Raw genomic sequence first — 26075 nt, 5'->3', positions numbered from 1 at the left:
CGGAAGGTCTGCTTCCACCATAGCCAAGTCATCGCTGTCATGATCTTTGCCCTGCTTTGGCCTTGGGCAAAACGATTCTGTAACTGGCGCTATCGGGGTGATGCGTCTGGCCCTACGATTGCCTGCGGCAAAGGCGGATGCTTGGGCAAAGGCCGGTCGCATCGCGGCCCGGCACGGGTATTGTCACAGAAAGGCACGGTCCATGGACAGCTACAGCAGCAATGATATCTCAGCGGTGGTCGAGGCGGACCGCGCCCATGTGTGGCACCATCTGAGCCAGCACAAGCCCTATGAAACCGTTGATCCACGCGTGATCATCGAAGGCAAAGGCATGCGGGTCTGGGATGCGCGCGGCAAAGAGCATCTGGATGCAGTGTCGGGCGGGGTCTGGACGGTGAACGTCGGCTATGGCCGCGAGAGCATTGCCAATGCGGTGCGCGATCAGCTGATCAAGATGAACTATTTCGCCGGGGCCGCAGGGTCGGTGCCAGGCGCGCGCTTTGCCCAAAGGCTGATCGAAAAGATGCCGGGGCTTTCGCGGGTTTATTACTCAAACTCCGGGTCCGAGGCGAACGAGAAGGTCTACAAGATGGTGCGCCAGATCGCGCACAAGCACCATGGCGGGCGGAAGTGGAAGATCCTGTACCGTGAGCGGGACTACCACGGCACCACCATCGGCACGCTGGCGACATCCGGGCAGGCGCAGCGGGCGGCGCAATACGGGCCTTATCCCGATGGCTTTGTGATGGTTCCGCATTGTCTGGAATACCGCAAGCAATGGGACGTGGAAAACTACGGGTTGCGCGCCGCCGAGGCGATCGAAGAGGTGATCCTGCGCGAAGGCCCCGATACGGTGGGCTGTCTGGTGCTGGAACCGGTGACGGCGGGGGGCGGGGTCATCGTGCCACCGGCGGGGTATTGGGAGAAGGTGCAGGAGATCTGCGCCAAGTATGACATCCTTTTGCACATCGACGAGGTGGTGTGCGGCGTGGGCCGGACGGGAACGTGGTTCGGCTATCAGCACTATGGCATCAAGCCCGATTTCGTGACGATGGCCAAGGGTGTCGCCTCTGGCTATGCCGCGATTTCCTGCACGGTGACGACAGAAGCGGTGTTCGAGTTGTTCAAGGACGACCCCACCGACACGATGAGCTATTTCCGCGATATCAGCACCTTTGGCGGCTGTACGGCGGGGCCTGCGGCGGCGCTGGAAAATATGCGGATCATCGAGGATGAGGGGTTGCTGGACAACACCACCGCCATGGGCGCGCGGCTGATGGGCAACCTGCGCGCTTTGATGGACAAGCATGCGGTGATCGGTGACGTGCGCGGCAAGGGGCTGTTCTGCGGGGCCGAGCTGGTGGCGGACCGGGGCAGCAAAGAGGCGCTGGATGAAAAGCGCGTGCAGGCGGTGGTGGCCGATTGTATGGCGCAGGGGGTAATCATCGGGGCGACCAACCGCTCGGTTCCGGGGCTGAACAACACGCTGTGCCTGTCGCCCGCGCTGATCGCGACCCCCGATGACATTGATCAGATCACCGATGCCATTGATCAGGCCCTGACGCGGGTGTGCGGCTGAGGCGTTTTCAAGAAAATTGACTCCTCTGCCCTGAAGAAGGGCAGAGGACACTGTTTTCATGTCGTTGTCGCCTTCGCTCCGCCTCCGGTCTGCGATCAGCGTGGGAAGCGTTTGTGAAGGCAGCAAATACGAGGGCGGGCTTGACCTTTGGATGGGCACGGCGTTTCTGGTCTTACCGTTATTAAGGCCAGATCATGCCCATTCCCGCCGAAGCGTTTTTCCTCCCGCCCGGAACGGCTGGCACCCTGCAAAGCCGCATCCGGTCCATGGTGGTGCAGGGCGTGCTGGCGGGGCGGTTGCGGCCCGGAGACAAGATGCCGTCGTCGCGCGGGCTGGCGCTGCATCTGGGGGTCAGCCGGATTACGGTGACCCTTGCCTACGCCGATCTGGTGTCTTCGGATTACCTGTCGGCGCGGGGGCGGTCGGGGTATTTTGTGTCGGACACAGCCCCCCGCGCGCCGGAGTTTCCGTCATCGCCAGCGCGGGATGAAGGGGTGGATTTTGCCGCCCTGACCGGGGCGCGGTACTCAAAGCTGGCGCGGCTGGCCAAGCCCGAGGACTGGGAGCGCTATCCGTTTCCCTTCATCTACGGTCAGGCCGACCCGGCGCTGTTTGATCATCAGAACTGGCGGGCCTGCGCCTTGCGCGCGTTGGGGCGGCGCGATTTCACGGCGCTGACCTCGGACTATTATGAACGCGATGACCCGATGTTGATCGAGCATGTCTTGCGCAGCATCCTGCCACGTCGGGGAATTGCGGCGCGGGCGGACGAGGTGCTGCTGACCATGGGCGCGCAGAACGCGCTTTGGATCGCGGCGCAGGTCTTGTTGGGGCCGGGCAGGCGCGCGGTGATGGAGAACCCCGGCTATCCCGGCCTGCGCGCCATTCTGGGGCCGTCGGGAACGGACGTGCTGGTCGTGGATGTGGATGAGGGCGGATTGCCGCCGGAGCGAGTGCCTGCGGGCGTGGATGTGGTGTTCACAACCGCCTCGCACCAATGCCCGACCAACGCCACCATGCCGGTCGCGCGGCGGGTGGCGCTGCTGGAGGCGGCAACGCGGCAGGGCTTCGTGATTGTAGAGGATGATTATGAATTCGAGATGTCCTACCTCAAACCCGTGGCCCCGGCGTTGAAGTCCTTGGACCGGGAAGGCCGGGTTGTTTATGCCGGGTCGTTTTCCAAGTCGATCTTTCCGGGCCTGCGGCTGGGGTATCTGGTGGCCTCGCCGAGTTTCATCGCCGAGGCGCGGGCGTTGCGGGCGATGGTGCTGCGCCATCCGCCGGGGCATATCCAGCGGACGGTGGCGTATTTTCTGGCTGATGGCCATTACGACGCGCTGATCAACCGGATGCGGGTGGCGTTCCGCCGCCGCCGACAGGTGATGGAAGACGCCTTGGCCGACCAGGGGTTGAACATGGTGGGGCAGGGCGGCTTTGGCGGGTCCAGCATCTGGATGCGGGCGGCGGACGGGGTGGATACCGAAGTTCTGGCCGCGCAGCTGCGGGGCGAGGGCGTGCTGATCGAACCGGGCCGGGCGTTTTTTCACCCCGACCGCGCCAGCCGCCAGCATTACCGGCTGGCCTATTCGTCCATTGCGCCATCCCGCATTCCCGAAGGCATTGCCCGGATTGCGCAGGCTTTGGGGCGGATGCGATAGGTGCGCGGTCTGGACTTAAAGGCGCAGACCCTCTGGCCCTAAGCCGGGTATGTCGGCCCCGCTAGACTGTCCCAAAGATCCCCCTGCAGGAGCCGGACCGATGCGCATGACCACAGAAGAAGCCTTTGTGAAAACCCTGCAGCGCCATGGCATCGAACATGCCTTCGGCATCATCGGCTCGGCTTTCATGCCGATTTCCGACCTGTTCCCGCGCGCCGGGATCACTTTCTGGGATTGCGCGCATGAGGGCAGCGGCGGGATGATGGCCGACGGCTACACCCGTGCGTCGGGCAAGATGAGCATGATGATCGCGCAGAACGGGCCGGGGATCACCAATTTCGTCACCGCCGTGAAGACCGCCTACTGGAACCACACGCCGCTGCTGCTGGTAACGCCACAGGCCGCAAACAAGACCATCGGGATGGGCGGCTTTCAGGAAGTCGAACAGATGGCACTGTTCAAGGATATGGTCTGCTATCAGGAAGAGGTGCGTGACCCCAGCCGCGTGGCCGAGGTGCTGAACCGCTGCATCCTGCAGGCCAAGCGCCAGTCAGCCCCGGCGCAGATCAACATGCCGCGCGATTTCTGGACTCAGGTGATTGATATCGACCTGCCCGAAGTGGTGGAGTTCGAGCGGCCCGCCGGGGGGGAAGCGGCAATTGCGCAGGCCGCGGCGCTGCTGTCAGAGGCGAAGTTTCCGGTGATCCTGAACGGGGCCGGTGTGGTGCTGGGTGGGGCCATTCCGGCCAGTATGGCGCTGGCCGAACGGCTGGATGCGCCGGTCTGCGTCGGCTACCAGCACAACGATGCTTTCCCGGGGTCGCACCCTCTGTTTGCCGGGCCGTTGGGCTACAACGGGTCCAAGGCCGCAATGGAGTTGATTTCTGAGGCAGATGTGGTATTCTGTTTGGGTACTCGGCTGAACCCGTTTTCAACGATCCCGGGATACGCGCTGGACTATTGGCCGAAAGCGGCCAGGATCATCCAAGTCGACATCAACCCGGATCGGATCGGGCTGACGAAACAGGTAACGGTCGGTATTGTCGGCGATTCCAAAAAGGTCGCCGAAGCGGTTTTGGCGCAATTGGCCATCACCGCCGGTGACCATGGGCGCATCGAACGCAAAGCGAAAATCGCACAGGTGAAATCGGCGTGGGCGCAGGCGCTGTCGTCGATGGATCATGAAGAGGATGATCCGGGAACGTCATGGAATCAGCGGGCCCGCGATGCCAAGCCTGACTGGATGAGCCCGCGCATGGCCTGGCGCGCGATTCAGTCTGCGCTGCCGCGCGAGGCGATCATCTCCAGCGACATCGGCAACAACTGCGCGATCGGCAACGCCTATCCCACATTCGAATCAGGGCGGAAATATCTGGCACCGGGGCTGTTCGGGCCTTGCGGTTATGGACTGCCCAGCATCGTTGGAGCCAAGATTGCCTGTCCCGATGTGCCGGTGGTCGGCTTTTCCGGCGACGGGGCCTTTGGCATCGCGGTGACGGAACTGACCGCGATTGGTCGGCCCGAATGGCCTGCGGTGACCATGGTGGTGTTCCGCAATTACCAATGGGGCGCGGAAAAGCGCAATTCGACCCTGTGGTATGAGGACAACTTCGTGGGCACCGAACTGGATGAAGGCGTGTCCTACGCCGGGATCGCGCGGGCCTGCGGGTTGCAAGGTGTGCAGGCGCGCACGATGGAGGAATTGCGCGACGCGCTGACGCAGGCTTTGGCGGATCAGAAGGTGGGCAAGACCACGTTGATTGAAGCGATGATCAATCAAGAGTTGGGCGAGCCGTTCCGCCGTGATGCGATGAAAAAGCCGGTAGAGGTGGCGGGGATTTCCAAGGATGACATGCGGCCGCAGGTCGCATGATCCCCTTTGGGCTGACCGGGGCCGAGGCGGCGCTGGTCGCCGCCGGCATGGTCGTGGCGGGCTATGTGCGCGGCTATTCCGGCTTTGGCTTTGCCGCTTTGGTGATGCTGTTTGCCGCCTTGGTGACCGACCCGTTCCCCTTTGTCCCGGTGGTGATCCTTGCCGATATCTTCATGACCGCCGGGCAGGCGCGCGGGATCTGGGCGCATATCGACTGGCGGCGTGTGGCGGGGTTGTTCGCGGGCTGTCTGGTGGGCGTGCCTTTGGGCGTGGCGGCGGTGCAATGGGCCGGTGCAGATCTGGGGCGGGCGGTGCTGTCGGTGTTCGTGCTGATGATGTGCGGGCTGCTGCTGGCGGGCTGGCGCATCGGGCGGCAAGGGGATGGCGCACATGTCGGTGTGGGGGCGGTGTCGGGCCTTGCCAATGGGATGGCGGTGGGGGGCTTGCCGGTGGCGGTGTTCTTCACCGCGCAAGGGGTGGCCCCGGTGGTGTTTCGGGCGACGGTCATCGCCTATTTCACCGTGCTGGATTTATGGTCGTTGCCGGTGCTGTGGCAGGCTGGTCAGATCACCCGCGACAGTTTCATCGCGACGGCCTTCGGTTTGCCGTTTATGCTGATCGGGTTATGGCTTGGCGGGCGGCGCTTTGCCAGCACCAGCCCGCAGGATTTCCGGCGCTTTGCCATCCTGCTGCTCACGGGGCTGTCGGTGGCAGGGCTTTTGAAATCGGTGATGTGATGCTTCTGGTGGTCAATTCGGGCTCGTCTTCAGTCAAGCTGGCGGTGTTTGCCGGCATGACGCTTTGCGCACAGGCGCAGGTGGAACAGATCGGCAGTGGCGGCCCGGCGGATCACGCGGCGGCCCTGACACTGGGGCTGCAGCGGCTGGCGGTGCCTGCGGCTGAGCTGCGGGCGGCCGCGCACCGGGTGGTGCATGGCGGGGCAGGGCTGACCCAGACCTGCCGCATCACGCCAGAGGTAGATGCAGAGATTGCGGCTTGCGCAGGGCTCGCCCCTTTGCACAACCCGCCCGCCTTGGCAGGCATGCGCGCCGTGGCGCGGCTGTGGCCCGCGATGCCGCAATATGCGGCGTTTGACACGGCATTCCATGCAACCAATCCGGAGGTGGCGACAGCCTATGCTTTGCCGCTGGCCGAGCGGCAAAAGGGGCTGCGGCGGTACGGATTTCATGGGTTGTCATACTCCGCAATTGTTCGAAATGTGCAAGAATTTACGGAAAAACCACAGCCAAAACGCATGCTTTCGTTCCATTTGGGCAATGGCGCATCTGCTTGCGCTATTGCCGACGGTCGGTCGGTCGCCTCCAGCATGGGGTTTTCGCCGCTGGATGGGCTGACCATGGGAACCCGTCCCGGCGGGCTTGATCCAGCGGTGGTGCTGGATCTGGCTGCACGCTACGGGATTGATGGCGCCGGGGAAATGCTCAACCGCGCCTCGGGGCTGAAAGCGCTGGGTGGCAGCAACGACATGCGCGCCCTGCACGCGGCCGGCACGCCGGAGGCGAGGTTTGCCATTGATCATTTCTGCTATTGGGCGGCGCGGCATGGGGCATCGCTGTGTGCCGCGCTTGGCGGTCTGGATGCGATCACCTTCACCGGCGGGATTGGCGAGAATGACGGTATCATCCGTTCCAAAATCGTGAACCAGCTTGCCTTTCTGGGGGCGGTGCTGGACGGTGAGGCCAATGCGCGAGGGGCTCCGGCCCTGCATGCGGCGACATCCGGCGTCGCGATCTGGACCGTTCCCGCCGATGAAGAACGCCAGATTGCCTTAGAAGCCGGGGCCGTCATGCGGCAAGAGGAGGGGCTGCGATGAACCAACCGCGTCTGAACACATCGCCCCATGTCTCTGATGAGGTTCGCAAAACCACCTGCTATATGTGCGCCTGCCGCTGCGGCATCAATGTGCATCTGAACAGCGGCAAGGTCACTTATATCGAAGGCAACCGCGACCACCCGATCAACAAGGGCGTGCTGTGCGCCAAGGGGGCTGCCGGGATCATGCAGGTCACCGCGCCCAGCCGCTTGCGCACGCCACTGCGCCGGGTTGGCCCACGCGGGTCGGGCGCGTTCGAGCCGATCAGCTGGGACGAGGCGCTGCAGACGGCGGTGGACTGGATGCGCCCGTTGCGCGAGACCGCGCCGGAAAAGCTGGCGTTCTTCACCGGGCGCGACCAGTCGCAGTCTTTCACCGGTTGGTGGGCGCAGGCTTTCGGCACGCCCAACTATGCCGCGCATGGCGGGTTCTGTTCGGTCAACATGGCGGCGGCGGGGATCTACACCCTTGGCGGCGCGTTCTGGGAGTTTGGCGCGCCGGATTGGGAGCGCAGCAAGCTGTTCGTGCTGTTCGGCGTGGCCGAAGACCATGACAGCAACCCGATCAAGATCGGCATCGGCCAGATGAAGGATCGCGGCGCGCGGGTGATCGGGGTCAACCCGATCCGCACCGGGTACAACGCGGTGGCCGATGACTGGATCGGCATCACGCCGGGCACCGATGGCTTGCTGATCCTGTCGCTGATCCATTGCCTGCTGGAGGCGGGCAAGGTGGATCTGGAATATCTGGCGCGCTTCACCAACGCGGCTTACCTGATCAATGAGGCGGCAGGCCCGGAGAAGGGCCTGTTCGTGCGCAACGCCGAAGCGCAGCCTTTCGTGATCGACCGCCGCACTGGCATGCCTGCCCCGTGGGAGGCCAAAGGCGTGCAGCCCGATCTGGGGGCGGTGTGGCAAGGCCATCGCACGGTGTTTCAGCACATGGCGGAACGCTATTTGTCGCCGGACTATGCGCCCGAGGCGGTTGCGGCGCGCTGTGGCGTGACCGCGCTGCGTATCAGGCAGCTGGCAGCGGAACTCGCAAGCGTGGCCTTTGATCAGGCCATTGAAATCAAACAGCCTTGGGTCGATTTCCGGGGCGATGCGCATGACACCATGATCGGCCGCCCGGTCAGTTTCCACGCCATGCGCGGCATTTCGGCCCATTCCAACGGGTTCCAGACCGCCCGCGCGCTGCATCTGTTGCAGATCCTGCTGGGCGCGGTGGAAACCCCCGGCAGCTGGCGGATGAAGCCGCCCTACCCGAAACCGATGGAGGCACATCCCACCCCGCATTTCGTGACCGTGCCCGGCAAGCCGCTGTCGGGCCCGCATCTGGGCTATGTGCGCGGGCCGGACCAGTTGGCGCTGCTGCCCGACGGCAGCCCGGCGCGGATCGACAAGGCGTTCTCGTGGGAAAACCCGTTTTCCGCCCATGGGCTGATGCATATGGTCATCCCCAATGCACATGCAGGCGATCCGTACCGGATAGATACGCTGTTCCTGTACATGGCGAACATGGCGTGGAATTCTTCGATGAACACCGCGCAGGTGATGGAAATGCTGACAGCGCAAGAGCCGGATGGCAGTTATACCATTCCGCGCATCATCTATTCCGATGCCTATGCGTCGGAAATGGTGGCCTATGCCGATCTGATCCTGCCCGATACGACCTATCTGGAACGCCACGACTGCATCAGCATGTTGGACCGCCCCGTGAGCGAGCCGGATGCGGCGGGCGATGCGATCCGCTGGCCGGTGGTGGAGCCCGACCGCGATGTGCGCGGGTTCCAATCGGTGCTGCTGGATCTGGGGGCAAGGCTGGGCCTGCCGGGGATGGTGAACGACGATGGCACGGCGAAGTTCAAGGATTACGCCGATTACATCGTGAACCACATCCGCCGCCCCGGTGTCGGCCCGCTGATGGGCTTTCGCGGCAGTGGCGATGGTGAAGGGCGGGGTGCGGCCAACCCTGACCAGATGGCGCGCTACATTGAAAACGGCGGGTTCTATCAGGCGCATGTGCCGGCGGAGGCTGCGTTTTTCAAGCCGTGGAACAGCGCCTATCAGGATTGGGCGGTGCAGGTCGGGCTGTTTGACACGCCGCAGCCCTATCTGTTCAACATCTGGTCCGAACCGATGCGCCGCTTTCAGCTTGCCGCCGAAGGCCATGGCGCGGTGCAGCCCCCGGATCATCTGCGGAACCGCCTGAAGCTGGCGATGGACCCTTTGCCGGTGTGGTATGAACCCTTTGGCGATGCGGCAGAACCATTTGGCTTTACCGTCCATGCCCTGACCCAACGCCCGATGGACATGTATCACAGCTGGGGCGGCCAGAATGCCTGGCTGCGGCAGATCCGGGGGCATAACCCGTTGTTTGTGCCGGCAAAGCTGTGGCAGCAGCATGGGTTTTCTGAGGGGGATTGGGCACGGGTGACTTCGCCCACCGGGCAGATCACGGTGCCGGTGGTGCAGATGGCGGCGCTGAACGAAAACACCGTCTGGACATGGAATGCGATCGGCAAACGCAAAGGGGCGTGGGCGTTGAGTGAGGGGGCGACAGAGGCCAAGCAGGGATTTCTGCTGAATCATCTGATCTCGGAACTCTTGCCAGCAAAGGGGGACGGCATGCGCTATTCGAATTCCGACCCGGTAACCGGGCAGGCGGCGTGGTTCGATCTGAGGGTGCGGATTGAGCGGGCAGAGCCGCCGCAGATGGGGGAAAGCCTGCCCGCCTTTGGTGCGGTACCGCGTGTGGTACCGGAAGGGAGCAAGCGATGACCTGTCTGCCGGGAAGATCCGAGCGTACGCTTGGGCTGGTGATCGATCTGGATACCTGTGTCGGCTGTCAGGCCTGCGTGACTGCCTGCAAGGGCTGGAACGATCAAGGGTATGGTGTGCCATTGTCGGACCAGAACCCTTATGGTTCAACACCTTCCGGCACGTTCCTCAACCGGGTGCACAGTTATCAGGTGCAGCCTGCCGACGCGGCCCCAATGATTGTGAACTTCCCGCGGTCCTGCCTGCATTGCACGGATGCTCCGTGTGTTACCGTCTGCCCCACGGGGGCCAGTTACAAGCGGGTCGAGGATGGGATCGTGCTGGTGAATGAGGACGCCTGCATCGGCTGCGGCTTGTGCGCCTGGGCTTGCCCTTACGGCGCGCGGGAAATGGATGCGGATGCCGGGGTGATGAAGAAATGCACGCTTTGCGTCGACCGGATCTACAACGAGAACCTGCCGGAGGAAGACCGCGAACCCGCCTGCGTACGCACCTGCCCGACCGGCGCGCGGCATTTCGGCGATCTGGCCGACCCGCAGAGCGCGGTCAGCCAGCTGGTGGCGGCGCGGGGGGGCTATGATCTGATGCCGGAACAGGGCACGCGGCCTGTGAACAAATACCTGGCCCCGCGCAAGAAGGACCGGCCTGATAAGGCCAGCCTGCTGGCACCCTTGCTGGACATTCAGGCGACTGGCTTTGCCGGATGGCTGGACCGGGTTTTGGGGAAAATCTGAATGAATCCGGCACCCTCTGTCATCATCTTCACCGTTCTGTCCGGCATGGGCTTTGGCTATCTGGCACTGCTGGCCACCGTGCATGACTACAGTGGCATCGCGGCGTTCTGGCACTGGTTTGTCGGCTACGCGCTGGCCAGTATCGGGCTTGCCGCGTCGGCCTTTCACCTTGGCAATCCGCAGCGGGCGTGGCGGGCGTTCACGCAGTGGCGGTCCAGCTGGCTGAGCCGCGAGGCGTGGGGGGCGGTGCTGACGCTGCTGGCGTTGGCCCCTGTCGCGCTGTCGGATTGGCTGCACCTAGGTCTGCCGGGCACCTTTGGCTGGCTAGGGGCGGGGCTGGCGGTTGTCACCATTGCCGCCACTGGCATGCTGTATGCCCAGATCCGTGCCGTGCCGCGCTGGCATCACTGGACCGTGCCGGTGCTGTTTTTGGCCTTTGGCGCTGCGGGTGGCTGCCTGCTGGCTGGGTTGCGGATGCCATCATTGCTGGCCCTGCTGGTGCTTGGCGGGATGATGGCGCTGCACTGGCGGGTGGGGGATGGCGCATTTGCCCGCGCAGGCAGCACGCTGGGCACGGCGACCGGGCTTGGAGGGCGGGGTCAGCTGAGCGTGTTTGAACCGGCCCATACCGCTGGCAGCTACCTGCTGCACGAGATGATCTTTGTGGTTGGCCGCCGGCATGTGCCAAAACTGCGCGCGCTGGCGCTTTTTCTGAGTGTGGTCTTGCCGTTTCTGGCCATGCTGCTTTTGCCGGGCAGATACGGGCCCTATGTTGCGGTGCCGCTGCATCTGCTGGGGGCATTTGCCCAACGCTGGCTGTTTTTTGCCCAAGCAGAGCACGTGGTCGGCCTGTACTACGGAAAACGATAAGCGCCCTTGCGCGGTGGCGGCGGGTAGACCATGCTGCGCCCGCAGTGAGTTCTGATGGAGGGCGCACTCTGAACGCTATGGATGGCACTGGTTTGGCTGAAAACACCGCCGAAGCATTGCTTCTGGCGCTTCCCGACATTGTCGCGGATCTGGCAGAGGCCGGTGTTCTGGGCCGTGGGCTGGAGCCCGCCCAAACCGCGATCCAGCAGGCTTTGTCCGGTATGTCAGCTGCGCTGTGCTGCGCGCTGCGGCTGACCATAGAAGACAGGGTCTGGGTTTCGGGCCAGACCAGCGATTTTTCAGCGGTCCAGATTTCCCATGGCAGCGTGCTTCTGGATGGGGTGCCGGAAACCCTGCCCGCGGCCTTGCGCCATGGGCTTGGTGCGGTCTTGCGCACGATTTCGGCGCTCTATCTTGCAGGTCAGCCCGGGGCCGAGCGGCAGATGGCAGCACAGCAGGCTACGACAAAGATCGCCCGGCGCGACAGATTGCTGCGCATCATGTTTGATCTGTCTCCGGTCGGGGTGGTGTTGATCGACTATGCGACGGGCACGATCATCGAGGCCAATGCTGCCTTCACCGGGTTCGGCAACTGGAACCGCGAGGCTTTGATCGGCACGACCATCCGGTCATTGGTGGTTGCCGAGCATGAGAGTGTCATCGACACTGCCGTTGCCGCGTTAGAGGAAGGCGGGCAGTTCGGGCCAATGGATCAGCAGTTTGTCCGGCCCGACGGATCAAGTTTCCCGTCGGTTCTGCGCGGTCTGATGCTGAGCGCAGGAAACGGAAAGAAAGCGGTCTGGTTGCTGGTCGAAGATGTGAGCGCGCTGCGGGCGCAGTTGGCAGAGGTGCAGGCGGTGCGGGACGAGGCCGTGCGCGCGCGGGCGGAGCTGCATACAGCGGTGGAGGCGCTGCCGCATGGGTTTATGCTTTTCGATGCCGATGACCGCATTGTCATGGTCAATTCCCAGATGTCGGAAGTCTATCCGGAACTGGCACCTATGCTGGTTCCCGGCGTGCGCTATGAAGATCTGCTTCGGGCTGGTCTTGCCCTGGGCCGGTGGCCCGAAGCCAAGGGTCGCGAGGATGACTTTACCAAAGATATCATGGCTGCACGGAATTTGCCGGTCTATGACGATACGGTCGAATTGCTGAATGGCCGCATGATGCGTGTGGTGGATCGCCGGACACCGTCCGGCGGGCGCGTTGGCCTTCGGATTGATGTGACGGCCGAGCGTGACAACCAGCGCCGGCTTTCACAGGTGATCGAGGGCTCGCAGGCAGGAACGTGGGAATCAGACTTTGCTACCGGGGAGAACCTGATCAACGAACGCTGGGCGGAAATGCTGGGCTGGACCTGCGCAGAGCTGGCACCGACCACCGTCACCTCTTGGCGGAACCTGCTGCACCCCGATGACAAGGAGATGGCCCTCGCAAATGTCGCCCGCGTCAGGCAGGGCAAGACGGACCGTTTCGACCAGGTGTTCCGGCTGCGGCATCGGACGGGCCATTGGGTCTGGGTGCAATCGCGCGGGCAAGTGTCCGTGCGCGATGAACGCGGGGTTGCGATGCGGATGTCTGGTGTGCATTTCGATGTCTCGGCGCTCAAGGCGGCTGAAAAGCGTCTTGAACAGATCATCGAAGGCGCAGAGGTCGGCACTTGGTACCATGACATGATTCAGGGCCTGTGCCATGTGAACGACCTCTGGGCCGAGATGCTGGGCTATACGCTGGAAGAGCTTGGGCCAGTGACCGATGCTGTCTGGAGAGGCCTGCTGCATCCGGATGACTGGGTCCGGCTGAACCAGAACATGCAGCGGCGTTTTGCGACCGAAACGACCAAGTTCACCGACGAGTTGCGGCTGCGCCACAAACACGGCCATTGGGTTTGGGTGGCATCGCGCGGGCATGTCACCGCCTGGGATGCGCAGGGAAACGCGACTGCCACATCCGGCGTGCATATGGATATCAGCGACCGCAAACGGCTTGAAGTTGATCTGGAGGCAGAGCGCGATTTTCTGTCGACCCTGATGGAAACCTCGGGTTCGGGGATTCTTGCGGTGGATGACACGTCGCGGATCGTGTTTTTCAACCGCGAAGTACAGCGCATCCTGGAAGTGCCGGGCGAGGCGTTGTTGAACCAGATTTGTGACCCGATCAGACTGCGGCTGCATGATATGTCTGGCAACGTCTTGCCGTTTTCCGGCCTGCCATGCCAGCTTGCGCTGAACTCGGGTGATATGGTCCGTGATCTTAGGCTGCGGGTAAGATTGGCGGACGGTCGCGCAAAGGTGCTTTCCGTGAACGCGGCGGTCTTGCCGGAGGCTGGGATCGAGGCCAGAGTGGTGTGTACGATCACCGATGTTTCGGCGGCGGCGCAGGCCGAAGACAATCTGCGCGCCGCGATCCATCGCGCCGAAGACGCAAGCCGGGCGAAATCGCAGTTTCTGGCCAATATGAGCCACGAGTTGCGCACGCCGTTGAATGGCGTGCTCGGCATGGCAGAACTGTTGGCCGAAGGTGTCCGCGACCCCAAACAGGGGGCGATGCTGGATGCAATCCGCGAATCCGGGGTGCATCTGCTGTCGGTGGTGAATGACATTCTGGATCTGGCAAAGATCGAAAGTGGAAAGCTGGTTCTTGACCTGGCCCCGCTGTCGCTGCGTGATCTGGCCACCCGGATCGAAGCGATGCACGGGGTGTCGGCGCGCGGCAAGGGGATTGGGCTGAAGGTCATCCTTGGCGCCGGAACCGGCAAGATGCGGATGGGGGATGCGACCCGACTGTTGCAGGTGCTGCACAATCTTGTCGGCAACGCGATCAAATTCACCGAGTCCGGGTCGGTGACGATCACGATCGAGGAAGTGGCGGCCCATGCCAGCGCGCTGCGCATCCTCATTTCCGACACCGGAATCGGCATGAGCGAAGACCAGACGGCGATTGTCTTTGATGAATTCACCCAAGGCGATGAATCCATCACGCGGCGGTTCGGGGGCACCGGGCTGGGGTTGCCCATCGTGCGGCGGCTGGTATCCTTGATGAAGGGTGAGGTTTCGCTGGTCAGCACCTATGGCAAAGGCACGACCGTGACGCTCACCCTGCCGATGCTGCCGGTTGAAAGCACGCCGCAGGGGGCCGGCCCGATGCAGGACTTGCCGGATGTCGCAGGGCTGCGTGCCCTGCTGGCCGAAGACAATTCTACCAACCGGCTGATCATGCGGGCCATGCTGAACCGACTGGGCATCGCCGTGACGCTGGTATGTGACGGGGATGAGGCGGTGGACGCCTGGGGGCCGGATCAGTTTGATCTGGTGTTGCTGGACATTTCCATGCCGCGCAAGGATGGGCTGACCGCCTTGTCAGAGCTGCGCACCAAGGCAGGCGACGCTGGCTTGCCGCCCATTCTGGCGGTAACAGCACATGCGATGGCGCAGAACGTGGCAGATTACCGGGCGGCTGGCTTTGCCGAGGTTGTGACCAAGCCTGTTTCGCTGCACGCTTTGGCCCACGCCATTCATCAGACGCGGCGACCGGTTGCAAACCTGCTCATTCCCGCGGCACGTTTGCACTGATCCCTGCCTCTTTGCCTATTCCTTTGGCGTTGGTCGACCTGCGAACGATTGCTTGTAGCGAATCGGCGTTGGGTTTTACCGTATGGTCAAACAACAAAACCAACAGGGGGTGACTATGATGATCGGCATGAAACGGGGTGTCTCGCGGCGCGGATTGATTTTGAGCGGCGGGGTACTTGGCCTTGGCGCGGCCTTCCTGCCGCGCGCAGTTCTGGCGCAGGAACCGATGAAGGTTGCAGGCATCTACACGGTGCCGGTCGAGCAGCAATGGGCCGGGCGCATTCATCAGGCCGCCGAGGCTGCCAAGGCGGCGGGCGTGGTTGATTACACCTATACCGAGAATGTGGCCAATACCGATTATCCGCGCGTGATGCGCGAATATGCTGAAAGCGGCGTCAAGCTGATCGTGGGCGAGATTTTCGGGGTGGAGGCCGAGGCGCGCGAAGTCGCGGCAGAATACCCCGAGGTGGCGTTCCTGATGGGGTCGTCCTTCATGCCAGATGCGGCGGCCAACCCCAATCTGGCGGTGTTTGACAATTATATTCAGGACGCAAGCTATCTGTCTGGCATCATCGCAGGGGCGATGACGACCTCGGGCAACATCGGTCTGGTCGGTGGTTTTCCGATTCCGGAAGTGAACCGACTGATGCATGCCTTCATGGCCGGTGTGCGCGAAACCCGGCCGGATGCCAGGTTCCAGGTGACCTTCATCGGATCATGGTTCGACCCGCCGAAAGCCAAGGAAACTGCCTTTGCGATGATCGAGGCCGGGGCCGACATGCTTTATGCCGAACGGTTTGGCGTGGCCGATGCGGCGATGGAGCGCGGCGTGCTGGCGATCGGCAACGTGATCGACACGCAGGCGGACTATCCGGAAACGGTTGTCGCGTCGGCTTTGTGGCATTTCGAGCCGACGTTCGAGGCGGCGATGGCGGCGGTGACTGCAGGCAGCTTTACGGCGGAAAACTACGGCGTTTACAGCTACATGCAGGCGGGGGGATGTTCGTTGGCACCGCTTGGCACGTTCGAGGGCAAGGTGCCTGCGGCGGCGATGGACCTGGTGGCGGCCCGGCAGACCGCGATCATGGATGGAAGCTATACCGTCGCAATTGACGACAGCGAGCCGAAATCATCGTGAGCCCAACCAAAACAGAGGCGGAGATTGTTCTCCGCCTTGACCAGATCACCAAGCGCTTTGGCAAGCTGGTGGCGAATGACGCCATCAGCCTGACGCTGCACCGGGGCGAAGTTCTGGCGCTTCTGGGGGAAAACGGCGCGGGCAAGACCACGCTGATGAACATCCTGTTTGGTCACTATCTGGCGGATGCGGGCAGCGTGACCGCCTTTGGTCAGCCCCTGCCTGCCGGGCAGCCCAAAGCGGCACTCGCAGCAGGCATCGGCATGGTGCACCAGCATTTCACGCTGGCAGACCAGCTTACGGTGCTGGAGAACATCACGCTGGGCACCGAAAGCCTTTGGTCGTTTGGGCGGGGGCGCGCGACTGCCTTGGCAAAGGTGCAGGCGCTGAGCCGCGATTTCGGGCTGGCGGTCGACCCGCACGCGCGGATTGCCGATCTGTCGGTGGGCGAGCGGCAGCGGGTGGAGATCCTGAAAGCCCTGTACCGCGAAGCGCGCATCCTGATTCTGGACGAGCCGACCGCGGTGCTGACCCCGCAAGAGGCCGAAGCGCTGTTCCAGACCCTGCGGTTGGCGACCGCGCGCGGGCTGTCGGTGATTTTCATCAGCCACAAGCTGCATGAGGTGATGGGGCATTCGGATACCTGCGTCGTGCTGCGCCATGGCTGCGTGGTGGGGCAGGTGGCCACCCGTGACACCGATCGCCACGCTTTGGCCGCGATGATGGTGGGGGCCGAGATGGCCGAGGCGACGGTGGCCCCGGGTGTGCCGGGGCCGGTAAGGCTGTCGCTCAGGAATGTGCGGGCGGGGCCCCTGCGCGAGGTGACGCTTGACCTGCGGGGCGGGACGATCACCGGGCTGGCGGGCGTTTCGGGCAACGGACAGGCGGCACTGGCCGATCTGATCGGCGGCGGGCTGCTGCCAGAGGCGGGGGTGATGCTGGTGGATGGCACGGCCTTGCCCAAATGGTCGCCGCGCGCGGCCATCGCGGCGGGCGTCGGGCGCATTCCCGAAGACCGCCACAAGACCGGCACGGTGGCCGATTTCACGCTGGCCGAAAACGCGGTTCTGGAAACCTATGCCACCCGCTTTGCCCGCGCGGGCTTTGTGGATTGGGCAGCTGTAAGGCGGCATACCGAAACCCTGATCGCAGGCTATGACGTGCGCTGCCCGGGGCCCGAGGCACGGATCAGGCTTCTGTCGGGCGGGAATATGCAAAAGCTGATCCTTGGCCGGGTGATGGAAGAAGCCCCCGGCATCCTGATCGCCAATCAGCCGGTGCGGGGCCTGGATGTGGGGGCGATTGCCTATGTGCACGGGCGGCTGGTGGCGGCGCGCGATGCGGGTGCTGCAGTGCTGCTGATTTCCGAGGATCTGGACGAGGTGATGGGATTGTCTGACGTGATCCATGTCATCAGCGAGGGGCGGCTGTCGCCCGCGTTCGCACGCGGGGCGCTGACGCAGGGCGAGCTTGGGTTGTGGATGGCGGGCCACGGGTTCGGGCAGGGGCTGACCGATGCGGCTTGAGCCTGTTGCGAACCCCACCCTGCTGCGCCAGCTGGGATTGCCTGCCCTTGCCTTGGCCGCGACGGTGCTGGTTGCAATGGGGCTGGCGTTGCTGGCCGGGGCAAATCCCTTTGCGGTGCTGGGCCAGATCCTGACCGGGGCGCTGGGCTCACGGCTGGCGGTGCTGGAAACGCTGAACCGCGCCACACCGCTGATCTTTACCGGGCTGGCGGTGGCGGTGGCCTTCCGGGCCAAGCTGTGGAACATCGGGGCCGAGGCGCAGCTTTACGCCGGGGCCATCATCGCGGTTTTGCTGGGGACGGGTGCCCTTGGTGCGCCTTTTGTGCTGCCGGTCAGCGCGGCTGTGGCGCTGCTGGCGGGGGCTATGCTGCTCTTGGTGCCGGTGCTGTTGAAGGTACGGCTGGGAGTGGATGAGGTGGTGACCACCTTGCTTTTGAACTTCATCATGGCGCTGTTTGTGAGCTACCTGCTGGAAGGCCCGCTGAAAGACCCGATGGGCATGGGCTGGCCCAAATCCCCCGCGCTGACCCCCGATGCCCGCCTGCCGCGCATCGTGGACGGGTTGCGGCTGCATTGGGGCTTTGGCATTGCGCTGATTGCGGCGGTTATCGTCTGGGTTGTTCAAACCCGCACCACACTGGGGTTCGAGATGCGGGCTGTCGGGTCCAACATCCGCGCCGCGCGCTTTGCAGGCATGCCGGTGAACGCGGTACTGGTGAAAACCGCGCTGCTGTCGGGTGGGTTGGCGGCCTTGGCCGGGTGGTCCGAGGTGGCGGGGGCCAAGGGGCACCTGTCTTTGGACCTCTCGCCGGGATTCGGCTATACCGGGATCATCGTCGCCATGCTGGCGCTGCTGCATCCGCTGGGGGTGGTGGTGACCGCGCTGTTCGTGGCTGGGGTATTTGTGGGGGCCGATGCCATGAGCCGGAGTGCGGGGGTGCCGACCTATATCGCTGATATGCTGCTGGCGGTGGCGCTGTTGTTCATGGTGCTGGGAATCGCGCTGACCAAGGTTCGGGTGGTGCGGGGATGATCAGCGGTCAGGGCTTTTGCAAACCGCCGGGGGGGGTTGGTGCCCCCCAAGGCAAGTGGTTTTTCGAACCGACGGCGAAACCACTGGGCTGCTTCCGCGGAGTATTTTTCAAGGGTGCAAGCCATCAGAGCCTTTCAGGAGAATGGGTGTGATTGAAATCCTGATCTCGGCCAGTTTCTGGGCGGCGGTGCTCCGCATCGCCTCACCGCTGATCTTTGCCACCATGGGCGAGCTTATCTGCGAGCGGGCCGGGGTTCTGAACCTTGGGATCGAGGGGATCATGGTGATCGGGGCCTTTGCCGGGTGGATGGCGGTCTATCTGGGTCTGCCGCTATGGGGCGGGGTGGCGGTGGCTTTCTGTGCTGGGGCGCTGTTCGGACTGCTGCACGGGGTGCTGGTGGTGCCCTTTGGCCTGAGCCAGCATGTGGTGGGGCTGGGGGTGACGATGCTGGCCACGGCAACCGCCTATTTCGCCTATCGGCTGGCCCTCCCACAGGTGACGACCCCGCCAAAGATCGTGCCGTTTCAAAGCTGGGAGGTGCCGGTCTTGTCGGACATTCCGCTGCTGGGGCCGGCGTTGTTTGCGCAGACGCCGCTGACCTATGCGGCTTTTGCGTGTGCCGGGCTGGTGGCCTTTGTGCTCTACCGCACGCCATTGGGGCTGGCGGTGCGGGCGGCGGGTGAGAACCCGGCGGCGCTGGAGGCGCAGGGCGTGTCGGTCACCGGTGTGCGCGTCGGGGCGGTGATGGTGGGATCGGGGCTGATGGCGGTGGGGGGCAGTTTCCTGACCCTGTCGGCGTTTTCGTCATTTTTCTTCGAAATGGTCAACGGGCGCGGCTGGATCTGCATTGCTCTGGTGGTGTTCGGGGCCTGGCGGCCCGGCAAGGCGGTGCTGGGCGCGCTGCTGTTTGCCGGGTTCGATGCCTTGCAGATCCGGTTGCAGCAGACGCCTATCGGCGCGGTGGTCCCCTATCAACTGTTCCTGATGTTGCCCTATGTCCTGTCCATTCTGGCGCTGGTGGCGATGTCGCGCCGCGCGCAGGTCCCTGCGGCGCTGATGGTGCCCTATGCCAAAGGAGAGCGCTGATGTTTGATCTGATCGTCAAGGGGGGCACCCTGCCGGATGGCACAGTGGCCGATATCGGCATCAAAGGCGACCGCATCGCCGAGGTGGGGCGGATCGAGGCAGAGGCTGGGACGGTGATCGACGCCACCGGCGATCTGGTCAGCCCGCCCTTTGTTGACCCCCATTTCCATATGGATGCCGTGCTGTCCTATGGCCTCCCCCGCGTGAATGCCTCGGGCACGCTGCTGGAGGGGATAAGCCTGTGGGGGGAGTTGCGGGCGCAGGCATCGGTGGACGAGATGGTGGCGCGTGCCCTGCGCTATTGCGACTGGGCGGTCAGCATGGGGTTGCTAGCGATCCGCACCCATGTCGACACAACGCCCGACCATCTGCGCGGGGTGGAAGCGATGCTGCAGGTGCAACGGACGGTCGCGCCATACCTCGATCTGCAACTCGTGGCCTTCCCGCAAGATGGCCTTTACCGCAGCCCGACGGGTCGGCAGAACCTGCTGCGCGCGCTGGATATGGGAGTGGGCGTGGTCGGCGGCATCCCGCATTTCGAACGCACGATGGAGGAAGGGGCCGACAGCTTGCGCGATCTGGCACGCATCGCGGCAGAGCGCGGGTTGATGTGGGACGTGCATTGCGATGAAACAGATGATCCGATGAGCCGTCATGTCGAGACCATGGCGCGCGAAGTGACGCGGCACGGCTTGGGCGCGCGGGCCGCGGGGTCGCATCTGACATCCATGCATTCGATGGACAATTATTATGTGTCCAAGCTGATTCCGCTGATTGCGGAAAGTGGCATGACGGCGATTCCGAACCCGTTGATCAACATCACCCTGCAGGGGCGGCACGACAGTTATCCCAAACGGCGCGGGCTGACGCGGGTGCGGGAGTTGCAGGCGGCGGGGGTGACTGTCGGCTGGGGGCAGGATTGTGTGCTGGACCCTTGGTACAGTCTTGGCACCGCAGACATGCTGGATGTCGCCTTCATGGGCCTGCACGTGGCCCAGATGACCCACCCCGAAGAGATGGCACGCTGTTTCCGCATGGTGACGCAGGACAATGCCAGAATCATGGGCTTGCACGATTACGGGCTGATGCCGGGCAGTCTGGCATCGCTGGTGGTGCTGGATGCCGGCACCCCGGTCGAGGCGCTGCGCCTGCGGCCCGACCGTCTGGCTGTGGTGTCCAAAGGCCAAATCGTCGCGCAAAAGCAGCGCAATGACACGCGGCTGGCGCTGCCGGGGCGGCCGGAACAGGTCCGGCGGCGGCATGATGGCACGCGGGCCTGACCGGCGAACGGGCAGAAGCGCCTAAAATGCCGTGTGAATTGCGGTGCAGCTAAACGGATCCTTTAGGCTTTCGGCGCTACCTCTGGGCTTGCAGAGGGTTGCAGCCGCCCCTCTTTCGCGGGTCAGAGGGTCAGGTAAAGATGCGCACGATCGAACTTGTCGCAAGAGTGACGCCGGATTCGGCGCAGGCCCTGTGGTACGACCTGGATAGCAGGTATGACCCAGCGGGGCCCAAGCCCGACATCACCATTGATGCCTCGGCGGTCCGGCATCTGAGCTCTGCCGCTTTGCAGGTGCTGCTTGTCGCCCAACAGCGCGCACAGCGCGATGGCGGCGCTCTGACACTCACTTCTGTTTCGCCCGAATGCCGCGATTGCCTTCGTGTCATGGGTGCACTTTCCCTGATCAAGGAGGATAAGGCATGAGCCTGCGCATTCTTGCGATTGATGACTCCCTCACCATGCGCGAGATGCTCCGGCAAACCCTGACGGAAGCCGGTTTTGACGTGGTGCTGGCGGAAGACGGCATTGACGGGCTGACGCAACTGCCGGATGTCGCGCCGGATCTGATTCTGACGGATCTGAACATGCCCAACATGGACGGATTTGGCCTGATCGAAGCTGTGCGCGCCGGGGATGTTGCGCCGCGCGTGCCGATTCTGGTGCTGACAACGGAAAGTGCGGCAACGCTGAAAGAGCGTGCGCGTCAGGCCGGGGCAACCGGCTGGATTACCAAGCCTTTCGACGAACACTCGCTGGTGTCAACCATCCGCCGCGTCGCGGCTGTGTGAGGGCATAATGGCGGGTGCGATTGATCTGAAGGATATTTTCTTTGTCGAGGCGGAAGAATTGCTGTCCGCCCTGGAAGAAGGGTTGCGTGCCATCCAGACCGGCGCGCAAGAGGCTGACACCGTAAATGCCGTGTTCCGGGCGGTGCATTCGATCAAGGGCGGGGCGGGTGCCTTCGATCTGAAGCCATTGGTCAACTTTGCACATCGGTTCGAAACGGTGCTGGATGCCCTGCGCGGCGGCCAGTTGCAGCCAGAACCTGCCTTGCTGGGGGCCTTGTTGCATTCCAGCGACCATCTGGCCGATATGATCAACGCGTCGCGCAACGGGACAGAGACCGACCCGGAGCTGGATCAGCGCGTGATTGTCGCGCTGGAAGCACAGGCGGGCATGGGCGGCCACAAGGAAGAAGAGGCGTTCGTCTTTGAACCTCTCGCGCTCGATGGTCCGTTCGGCATGGATCTGTCGGCCTTGCCTCTGACCAGTCTGTTGCGCAAGGTCACGCTGACCTTCCGTCCCCATTCCGGGGCCTTTGCCTCGGGCCATGATCCGGCCTTTTTGCTGCGCGACCTGTGCGGCACCGATGAGGTTGAGGTCGAACTGGATCAAAGCGCCTTGCCGGTACCGGGCGGATTTGACCCCGGTCAATCCTATCTGGGCTGGACCGTGACCTTGCAGACAGAACGGTCTGACAGAGAGATCCTTGCGATTTTCGATTTCATCGAAGGCAATTGTGATCTAACCCTTGAAGCTGAGGCGGAAACGCCGCCAGACCCTGATGGTCCCCTGCCAGAGACAAGCCTTGCACCGTCGGCACCGGTTGTCGTTGCAGCAGCGCCGGTGGCGGCTCCGCCAAAACCGGTGGCCCCGCCAAAATCACCTGACGCCCCAGCTGCAGCTTCACCGCAGCCGGCCTCTTCTGCACCAAGTGCTTCGACCGGCCCGCGGCCGACCATCCGCGTCGACATTGACCGTGTTGACAGGCTGGTCGATATCCTGGGCGAGTTGGTGATCCATCAGGCCATGCTGACGGAAGCCATCGAACAATCCCCCGGCTTTGGCTCTGTCGAAGTGGACCGCAGCCTCGATCAGCTGCGCCAGCTGTCGCGCCAGATCCAGGAATCTGTCATGGCGATCCGGGCCCAGCCGGTCAAGCCGCTGTTTGACCGGATGCACCGCATAGTGCGCGAAGCGTCGATGGCGGCGGGAAAATCCGCGCGTCTGGTGACCGAGGGCGAAAGCACCGAGGTGGATAAGACGATCATCGAGCGTCTGGCCGATCCGCTGACCCATATGATCCGCAATTCTGTGGATCACGGGTTGGAAAAGCCCGCGCGCCGGGATGAAATCGGCAAGCCGACCGAAGGTGTTGTAAAGCTGTCTGCCGCACACCGGTCTGGGCGGATTGTCATCACCGTTCAGGATGACGGGGCCGGCATCGACCGTGACAAGGTACGCCAGATCGCCATCGAAAAAGGGCTGGTTCCGCCCAATGCAGAGCTTTCGCCGCAGGAAATTGACGCCCTGCTGTTCCTGCCGGGGTTTTCAACGGCGACTGAAGTGTCCGCCCTGTCCGGTCGTGGCGTTGGCATGGATGTGGTCCGCTCCGAGATTGCCGGCCTTGGTGGCCGGGTGGGGATTGCGTCGGTGCGCGGCCAAGGCACGACGCTGACGATCAGCCTGCCGCTGACGCTTGCCGTGCTGGATGGCATGGTGTTCGAGGCGGCGGGGCAAACCCTCGTACTGCCCGTCTCGACCATCATCGAAACGCTGCGCCCCGACATAATGATGCGCCACACACTGGGCAGAACCGACTCTGTCCTTGATGTGCGTGGACGCTGCCTGCCGCTGATTGATGTCGGTGCCGCGCTTGGATTTCGGCGCACGCTCAAGCCGGGCGAGGGGGAAATCGTCGTCGTGGTCGAACGTGGTGATGATGGCGCGATCGCCCTGATGGTCGACGGCATCCGCGATCAAAGGCAGGTGGTCATCAAGGGGCTGGAGGCCAATTATGGCCAGATCCCCGGTATCGCGGCGGCCACTGTGCTTGGCGATGGGTCTGTCGCTCTGATTGTTGATCCCTCCGATCTTGCCGCCATCGGCCCGAACCCATCTCGCCCCAATGTTTTCCTAGCAGCGGAATAAGCTCATGCGCTCCTCCGGTTTCGCCACCGATCCCGATATCAGAGAACTGGTTGCCTTTCGGACAGCCGGGCAGGATTTCTGCATCGACATTCTTTCGGTCCGTGAAATCCGCGGTTGGAGCCGGCCGGCGCTGCTGCCACATGCGCCAAGCTATGTGCAGGGGGTGATCAACCTCCGGGGGGCCGTGGTGCCGATCCTGGATCTGGCCAGGCGGCTGGGTTTGGAGCCGATTGAAGACAAGGACCGCAATGTCATTATCGTGGCCGCAATCCAGAACAGGACGGTCGGTCTTCTGGTGGAAGCGGTGACCGATATCCTGGGGGTTCCCGCCTCTGGCATTCAGCCGACACCCGATCTTGCGTCCGAAGCCACCCGCAGCATGCTGCGCGGCGTGGTTGTGCAGGACAGCCGGTTGATCCGCTTGCTGGATGTCGCACAGCTGTTGCCGCCGGCCGATGACGCGGCGGCCTGAACCCATGGGGGCTTCCTTGCAAGCGGATGCAGATGTGCCACTGGATGATCGGGATTTCTCGCGCATTGCCCAGATTGTGCACTCGCTTGCCGGCATTGTTCTGGCCGATGCAAAGCGCCCTTTGGTCCATTCGCGGCTGATAAAACGGTTGCGTGCCCTGAACCTGTCGGATTTTTCAACCTATGCAGACTTCATCTCTGCCGATGGGAATGAAGCAGAACGTCAGGCGCTGATTTCAGCTGTCACCACCAATGTTACCTCCTTCTTTCGCGAACAGCATCATTTTGACGCTTTGGCATCAACCATTTTGCCGCCGCTGATCGCGAAGGCGCAGGCTGGCGCGCGGGTACGCCTGTGGTCCGCCGGCTGTTCCAGTGGTGAGGAGCCCTACAGCATCGCGGCCACGATCCTTGCGGCCTGCCCGGATGTGCACCGCTATGATGTGCGCATTCTGGCGACAGATATTGATCAGACGATGATTGAAAAGACCCGGCGCGCCATCTATGCGAGCGACTCTGTGCAGGGCCTCTCGGCCGAGCAGTCCCGCCGGCTTTTTGACCATCCCGCAGCTGGGGATGAACTGCGCATCGCTGAAAAGGCGCGTCGGCTGGTTTCCTGCAATCCTTTAAATTTGCAAGATAAATGGCCGATCAAGGGGCCGTTTCAGGTGATCTTTTGCCGCAATGTTGTGATCTATTTCAACCAGGTCACGCAAGAACGGCTGTGGCAGCGTTTTGCGGACCTACTGGCTCCGGGCGGGTTTCTGATGATCGGCCATTCTGAGCGCATCACCGGTCCTGCCCTGTCAGAATTCGAAACTGACGGCATGACAACCTATCGTCGCCGCTGAACAGCGGCATTGAATTGACCTGACAAGGGGGCTCAAATGAAGCGGGAAGATCTGAAAGTGATGGTGGTCGATGACACGGCGGTCAGTCGCGGTCTGATTACACAGGCGCTGGACTGGATGCAGATCGAGGGGTATCGCACCTGCGCTGACGGGGATGAGGCCTTGCGCTCGCTGGTGCAAAAGCCGGTTCATCTGGTCATTTCAGATTATCATATGCCCGGCCTTGACGGGCTGGGCCTGCTGGAAGGAATCCGGCGCACCCGGGGGATTGAGCGGCTTGGATTCATCCTCGTGACAGGCCGGGCCGATGCCACGGTCGTTGCCAAGGGGCGGGCCCTTGGCATGAATAACATGATCACAAAGCCCTTCACCCGAGAGGGGATGCGTGACTGCATTGAAAAGGTGGTAGGCCCCATTTGATGTCTGATCCAACCGGCATTGAGCCAGAGATCAATCCGGTCTTTGCCAGCGAGAGTTCTGCCCTGAGCGGACGGCTCGCGGTGCTGCGCAGTGGAAAGCATCTGCTGCGCATTACCGAAACCCTGCGGGCGATCGAAGCTGTGATGCTTTGCACAGATGGCATTGATGGCACTGTCGTGGCAGATCTGAAAGGAACCAACAGGTCTCGCCTGCAATCGCTGGATCTGATGATCCAGGAACTGACAGGCTTGTCTGATATCTTGGTCGGGATCGCATCGCGGCTGCCCGATGAGCCTGACCAGCACATCGATGTGCTGGTAGACCTGCCGCGTTTGCAGACCTTGACCCATGCTTTGCGCCATGGGCAGCAGCTGGCGACCACGCCACAGATCGTCCTGTTCTGATCGGCTCCGACTGTGTGCCGGCACCGTTTTGT

The 26075-nt window shown here is 63.1% G+C and carries 21 protein-coding genes; all 21 read left to right on the top strand.

The window, feature by feature from the left end:
* Window positions 1-202: 202 nt before the first annotated feature.
* The 21 genes from tpa to EEB11_RS12120 all read left to right on the top strand — a co-directional run bounded on the left by tpa (window position 203) and on the right by EEB11_RS12120 (window position 26043).
* On the top strand, window positions 203-1579 hold the full coding sequence (gene tpa, locus EEB11_RS12220) for a hypotaurine--pyruvate aminotransferase Tpa (RefSeq protein WP_135431711.1): 1377 nt from the start codon (window positions 203-205) through the stop codon (window positions 1577-1579).
* Between the two features lie 194 nt (window positions 1580-1773).
* Window positions 1774-3237 (top strand): MocR-like pyridoxine biosynthesis transcription factor PdxR, encoded by a 1464-nt coding sequence (gene pdxR, locus EEB11_RS12215; RefSeq protein ID WP_135431709.1) that lies wholly within the window; start codon window positions 1774-1776, stop codon window positions 3235-3237.
* Window positions 3238-3337: 100 nt separating this feature from the next.
* Entirely contained in the window at window positions 3338-5110 is a 1773-nt protein-coding gene (gene xsc / locus EEB11_RS12210) for a sulfoacetaldehyde acetyltransferase (RefSeq protein WP_135431707.1), read from the top strand.
* Window positions 5107-5847, top strand: coding sequence for a sulfite exporter TauE/SafE family protein (locus EEB11_RS12205; RefSeq protein WP_135431705.1), 741 nt, complete (start codon window positions 5107-5109; stop codon window positions 5845-5847). Before xsc ends, EEB11_RS12205 begins: the two co-directional genes overlap by 4 nt.
* On the top strand, window positions 5847-6944 hold the full coding sequence (locus tag EEB11_RS12200; protein WP_135431703.1) for an acetate/propionate family kinase: 1098 nt from the start codon (window positions 5847-5849) through the stop codon (window positions 6942-6944). The genes EEB11_RS12205 and EEB11_RS12200 overlap by 1 nt, the downstream gene beginning before the upstream one ends.
* On the top strand, window positions 6941-9724 hold the full coding sequence (locus EEB11_RS12195) for a molybdopterin oxidoreductase family protein (protein ID WP_135431701.1): 2784 nt from the start codon (window positions 6941-6943) through the stop codon (window positions 9722-9724). Before EEB11_RS12200 ends, EEB11_RS12195 begins: the two co-directional genes overlap by 4 nt.
* Window positions 9721-10458 (top strand): 4Fe-4S dicluster domain-containing protein, encoded by a 738-nt coding sequence (locus EEB11_RS12190; RefSeq protein WP_135431699.1) that lies wholly within the window; start codon window positions 9721-9723, stop codon window positions 10456-10458. The genes EEB11_RS12195 and EEB11_RS12190 overlap by 4 nt, the downstream gene beginning before the upstream one ends.
* Entirely contained in the window at window positions 10459-11328 is an 870-nt protein-coding gene (locus tag EEB11_RS12185) for a dimethyl sulfoxide reductase anchor subunit family protein (protein ID WP_135431697.1), read from the top strand.
* 92 nt (window positions 11329-11420) lie between these two features.
* Complete coding sequence (locus EEB11_RS12180) at window positions 11421-14900, top strand: PAS domain S-box protein (RefSeq protein ID WP_167852727.1); 3480 nt, start codon at window positions 11421-11423, stop codon at window positions 14898-14900.
* A 115-nt stretch (window positions 14901-15015) separates the two neighbouring features.
* Window positions 15016-16038 (top strand): BMP family protein, encoded by a 1023-nt coding sequence (locus tag EEB11_RS12175; RefSeq protein ID WP_245298886.1) that lies wholly within the window; start codon window positions 15016-15018, stop codon window positions 16036-16038.
* Window positions 16032-17564, top strand: a complete 1533-nt coding sequence (locus tag EEB11_RS12170; RefSeq protein WP_435531109.1) for an ABC transporter ATP-binding protein — start codon at window positions 16032-16034, stop codon at window positions 17562-17564. Before EEB11_RS12175 ends, EEB11_RS12170 begins: the two co-directional genes overlap by 7 nt.
* Window positions 17554-18597, top strand: coding sequence for an ABC transporter permease (locus EEB11_RS12165; RefSeq protein ID WP_135431689.1), 1044 nt, complete (start codon window positions 17554-17556; stop codon window positions 18595-18597). The genes EEB11_RS12170 and EEB11_RS12165 overlap by 11 nt, the downstream gene beginning before the upstream one ends.
* Window positions 18598-18739: 142 nt before the next feature.
* A complete protein-coding gene (locus EEB11_RS12160) occupies window positions 18740-19684 on the top strand; it encodes an ABC transporter permease (protein WP_135431687.1) in 945 nt (314 codons plus the stop codon).
* Window positions 19684-20964, top strand: coding sequence for an amidohydrolase family protein (locus EEB11_RS12155; RefSeq protein WP_135431685.1), 1281 nt, complete (start codon window positions 19684-19686; stop codon window positions 20962-20964). The genes EEB11_RS12160 and EEB11_RS12155 overlap by 1 nt, the downstream gene beginning before the upstream one ends.
* 98 nt (window positions 20965-21062) lie before the next feature.
* The gene (locus EEB11_RS12150; RefSeq protein ID WP_256370712.1) at window positions 21063-21389 is read left to right on the top strand and encodes an STAS domain-containing protein; all 327 of its coding nucleotides are present in this window, start codon (window positions 21063-21065) and stop codon (window positions 21387-21389) included.
* Window positions 21386-21754: a response regulator gene (locus EEB11_RS12145; RefSeq protein ID WP_103333029.1), complete on the top strand. Its 369-nt coding sequence runs from the start codon at window positions 21386-21388 to the stop codon at window positions 21752-21754. Before EEB11_RS12150 ends, EEB11_RS12145 begins: the two co-directional genes overlap by 4 nt.
* Before the next feature lie 7 nt (window positions 21755-21761).
* Window positions 21762-23897, top strand: coding sequence for a chemotaxis protein CheA (locus EEB11_RS12140; protein ID WP_135431681.1), 2136 nt, complete (start codon window positions 21762-21764; stop codon window positions 23895-23897).
* Window positions 23898-23901: 4 nt separating this feature from the next.
* A complete protein-coding gene (locus EEB11_RS12135) occupies window positions 23902-24369 on the top strand; it encodes a chemotaxis protein CheW (protein WP_135431679.1) in 468 nt (155 codons plus the stop codon).
* 16 nt (window positions 24370-24385) lie between these two features.
* Entirely contained in the window at window positions 24386-25219 is an 834-nt protein-coding gene (locus EEB11_RS12130) for a CheR family methyltransferase (RefSeq protein WP_245298885.1), read from the top strand.
* Window positions 25220-25255: 36 nt separating this feature from the next.
* On the top strand, window positions 25256-25639 hold the full coding sequence (locus tag EEB11_RS12125; RefSeq protein WP_103333032.1) for a response regulator: 384 nt from the start codon (window positions 25256-25258) through the stop codon (window positions 25637-25639).
* Window positions 25639-26043 carry a hypothetical protein gene (locus EEB11_RS12120; protein ID WP_135431677.1) on the top strand — a complete coding sequence of 135 codons (405 nt, stop codon included), beginning with the start codon at window positions 25639-25641 and terminating at the stop codon, window positions 26041-26043. Before EEB11_RS12125 ends, EEB11_RS12120 begins: the two co-directional genes overlap by 1 nt.
* The last annotated feature ends 32 nt before the right edge of the window (window positions 26044-26075 follow it).

Origin of the sequence: Pseudotabrizicola sediminis (assembly GCF_004745575.1) — a bacterium.
GTDB lineage: Bacteria > Pseudomonadota > Alphaproteobacteria > Rhodobacterales > Rhodobacteraceae > Pseudotabrizicola > Pseudotabrizicola sediminis.
The sequence above is the reverse complement of the archived record's forward strand: the minus strand, read 5'-3'. Positions and strand labels throughout refer to the sequence as shown.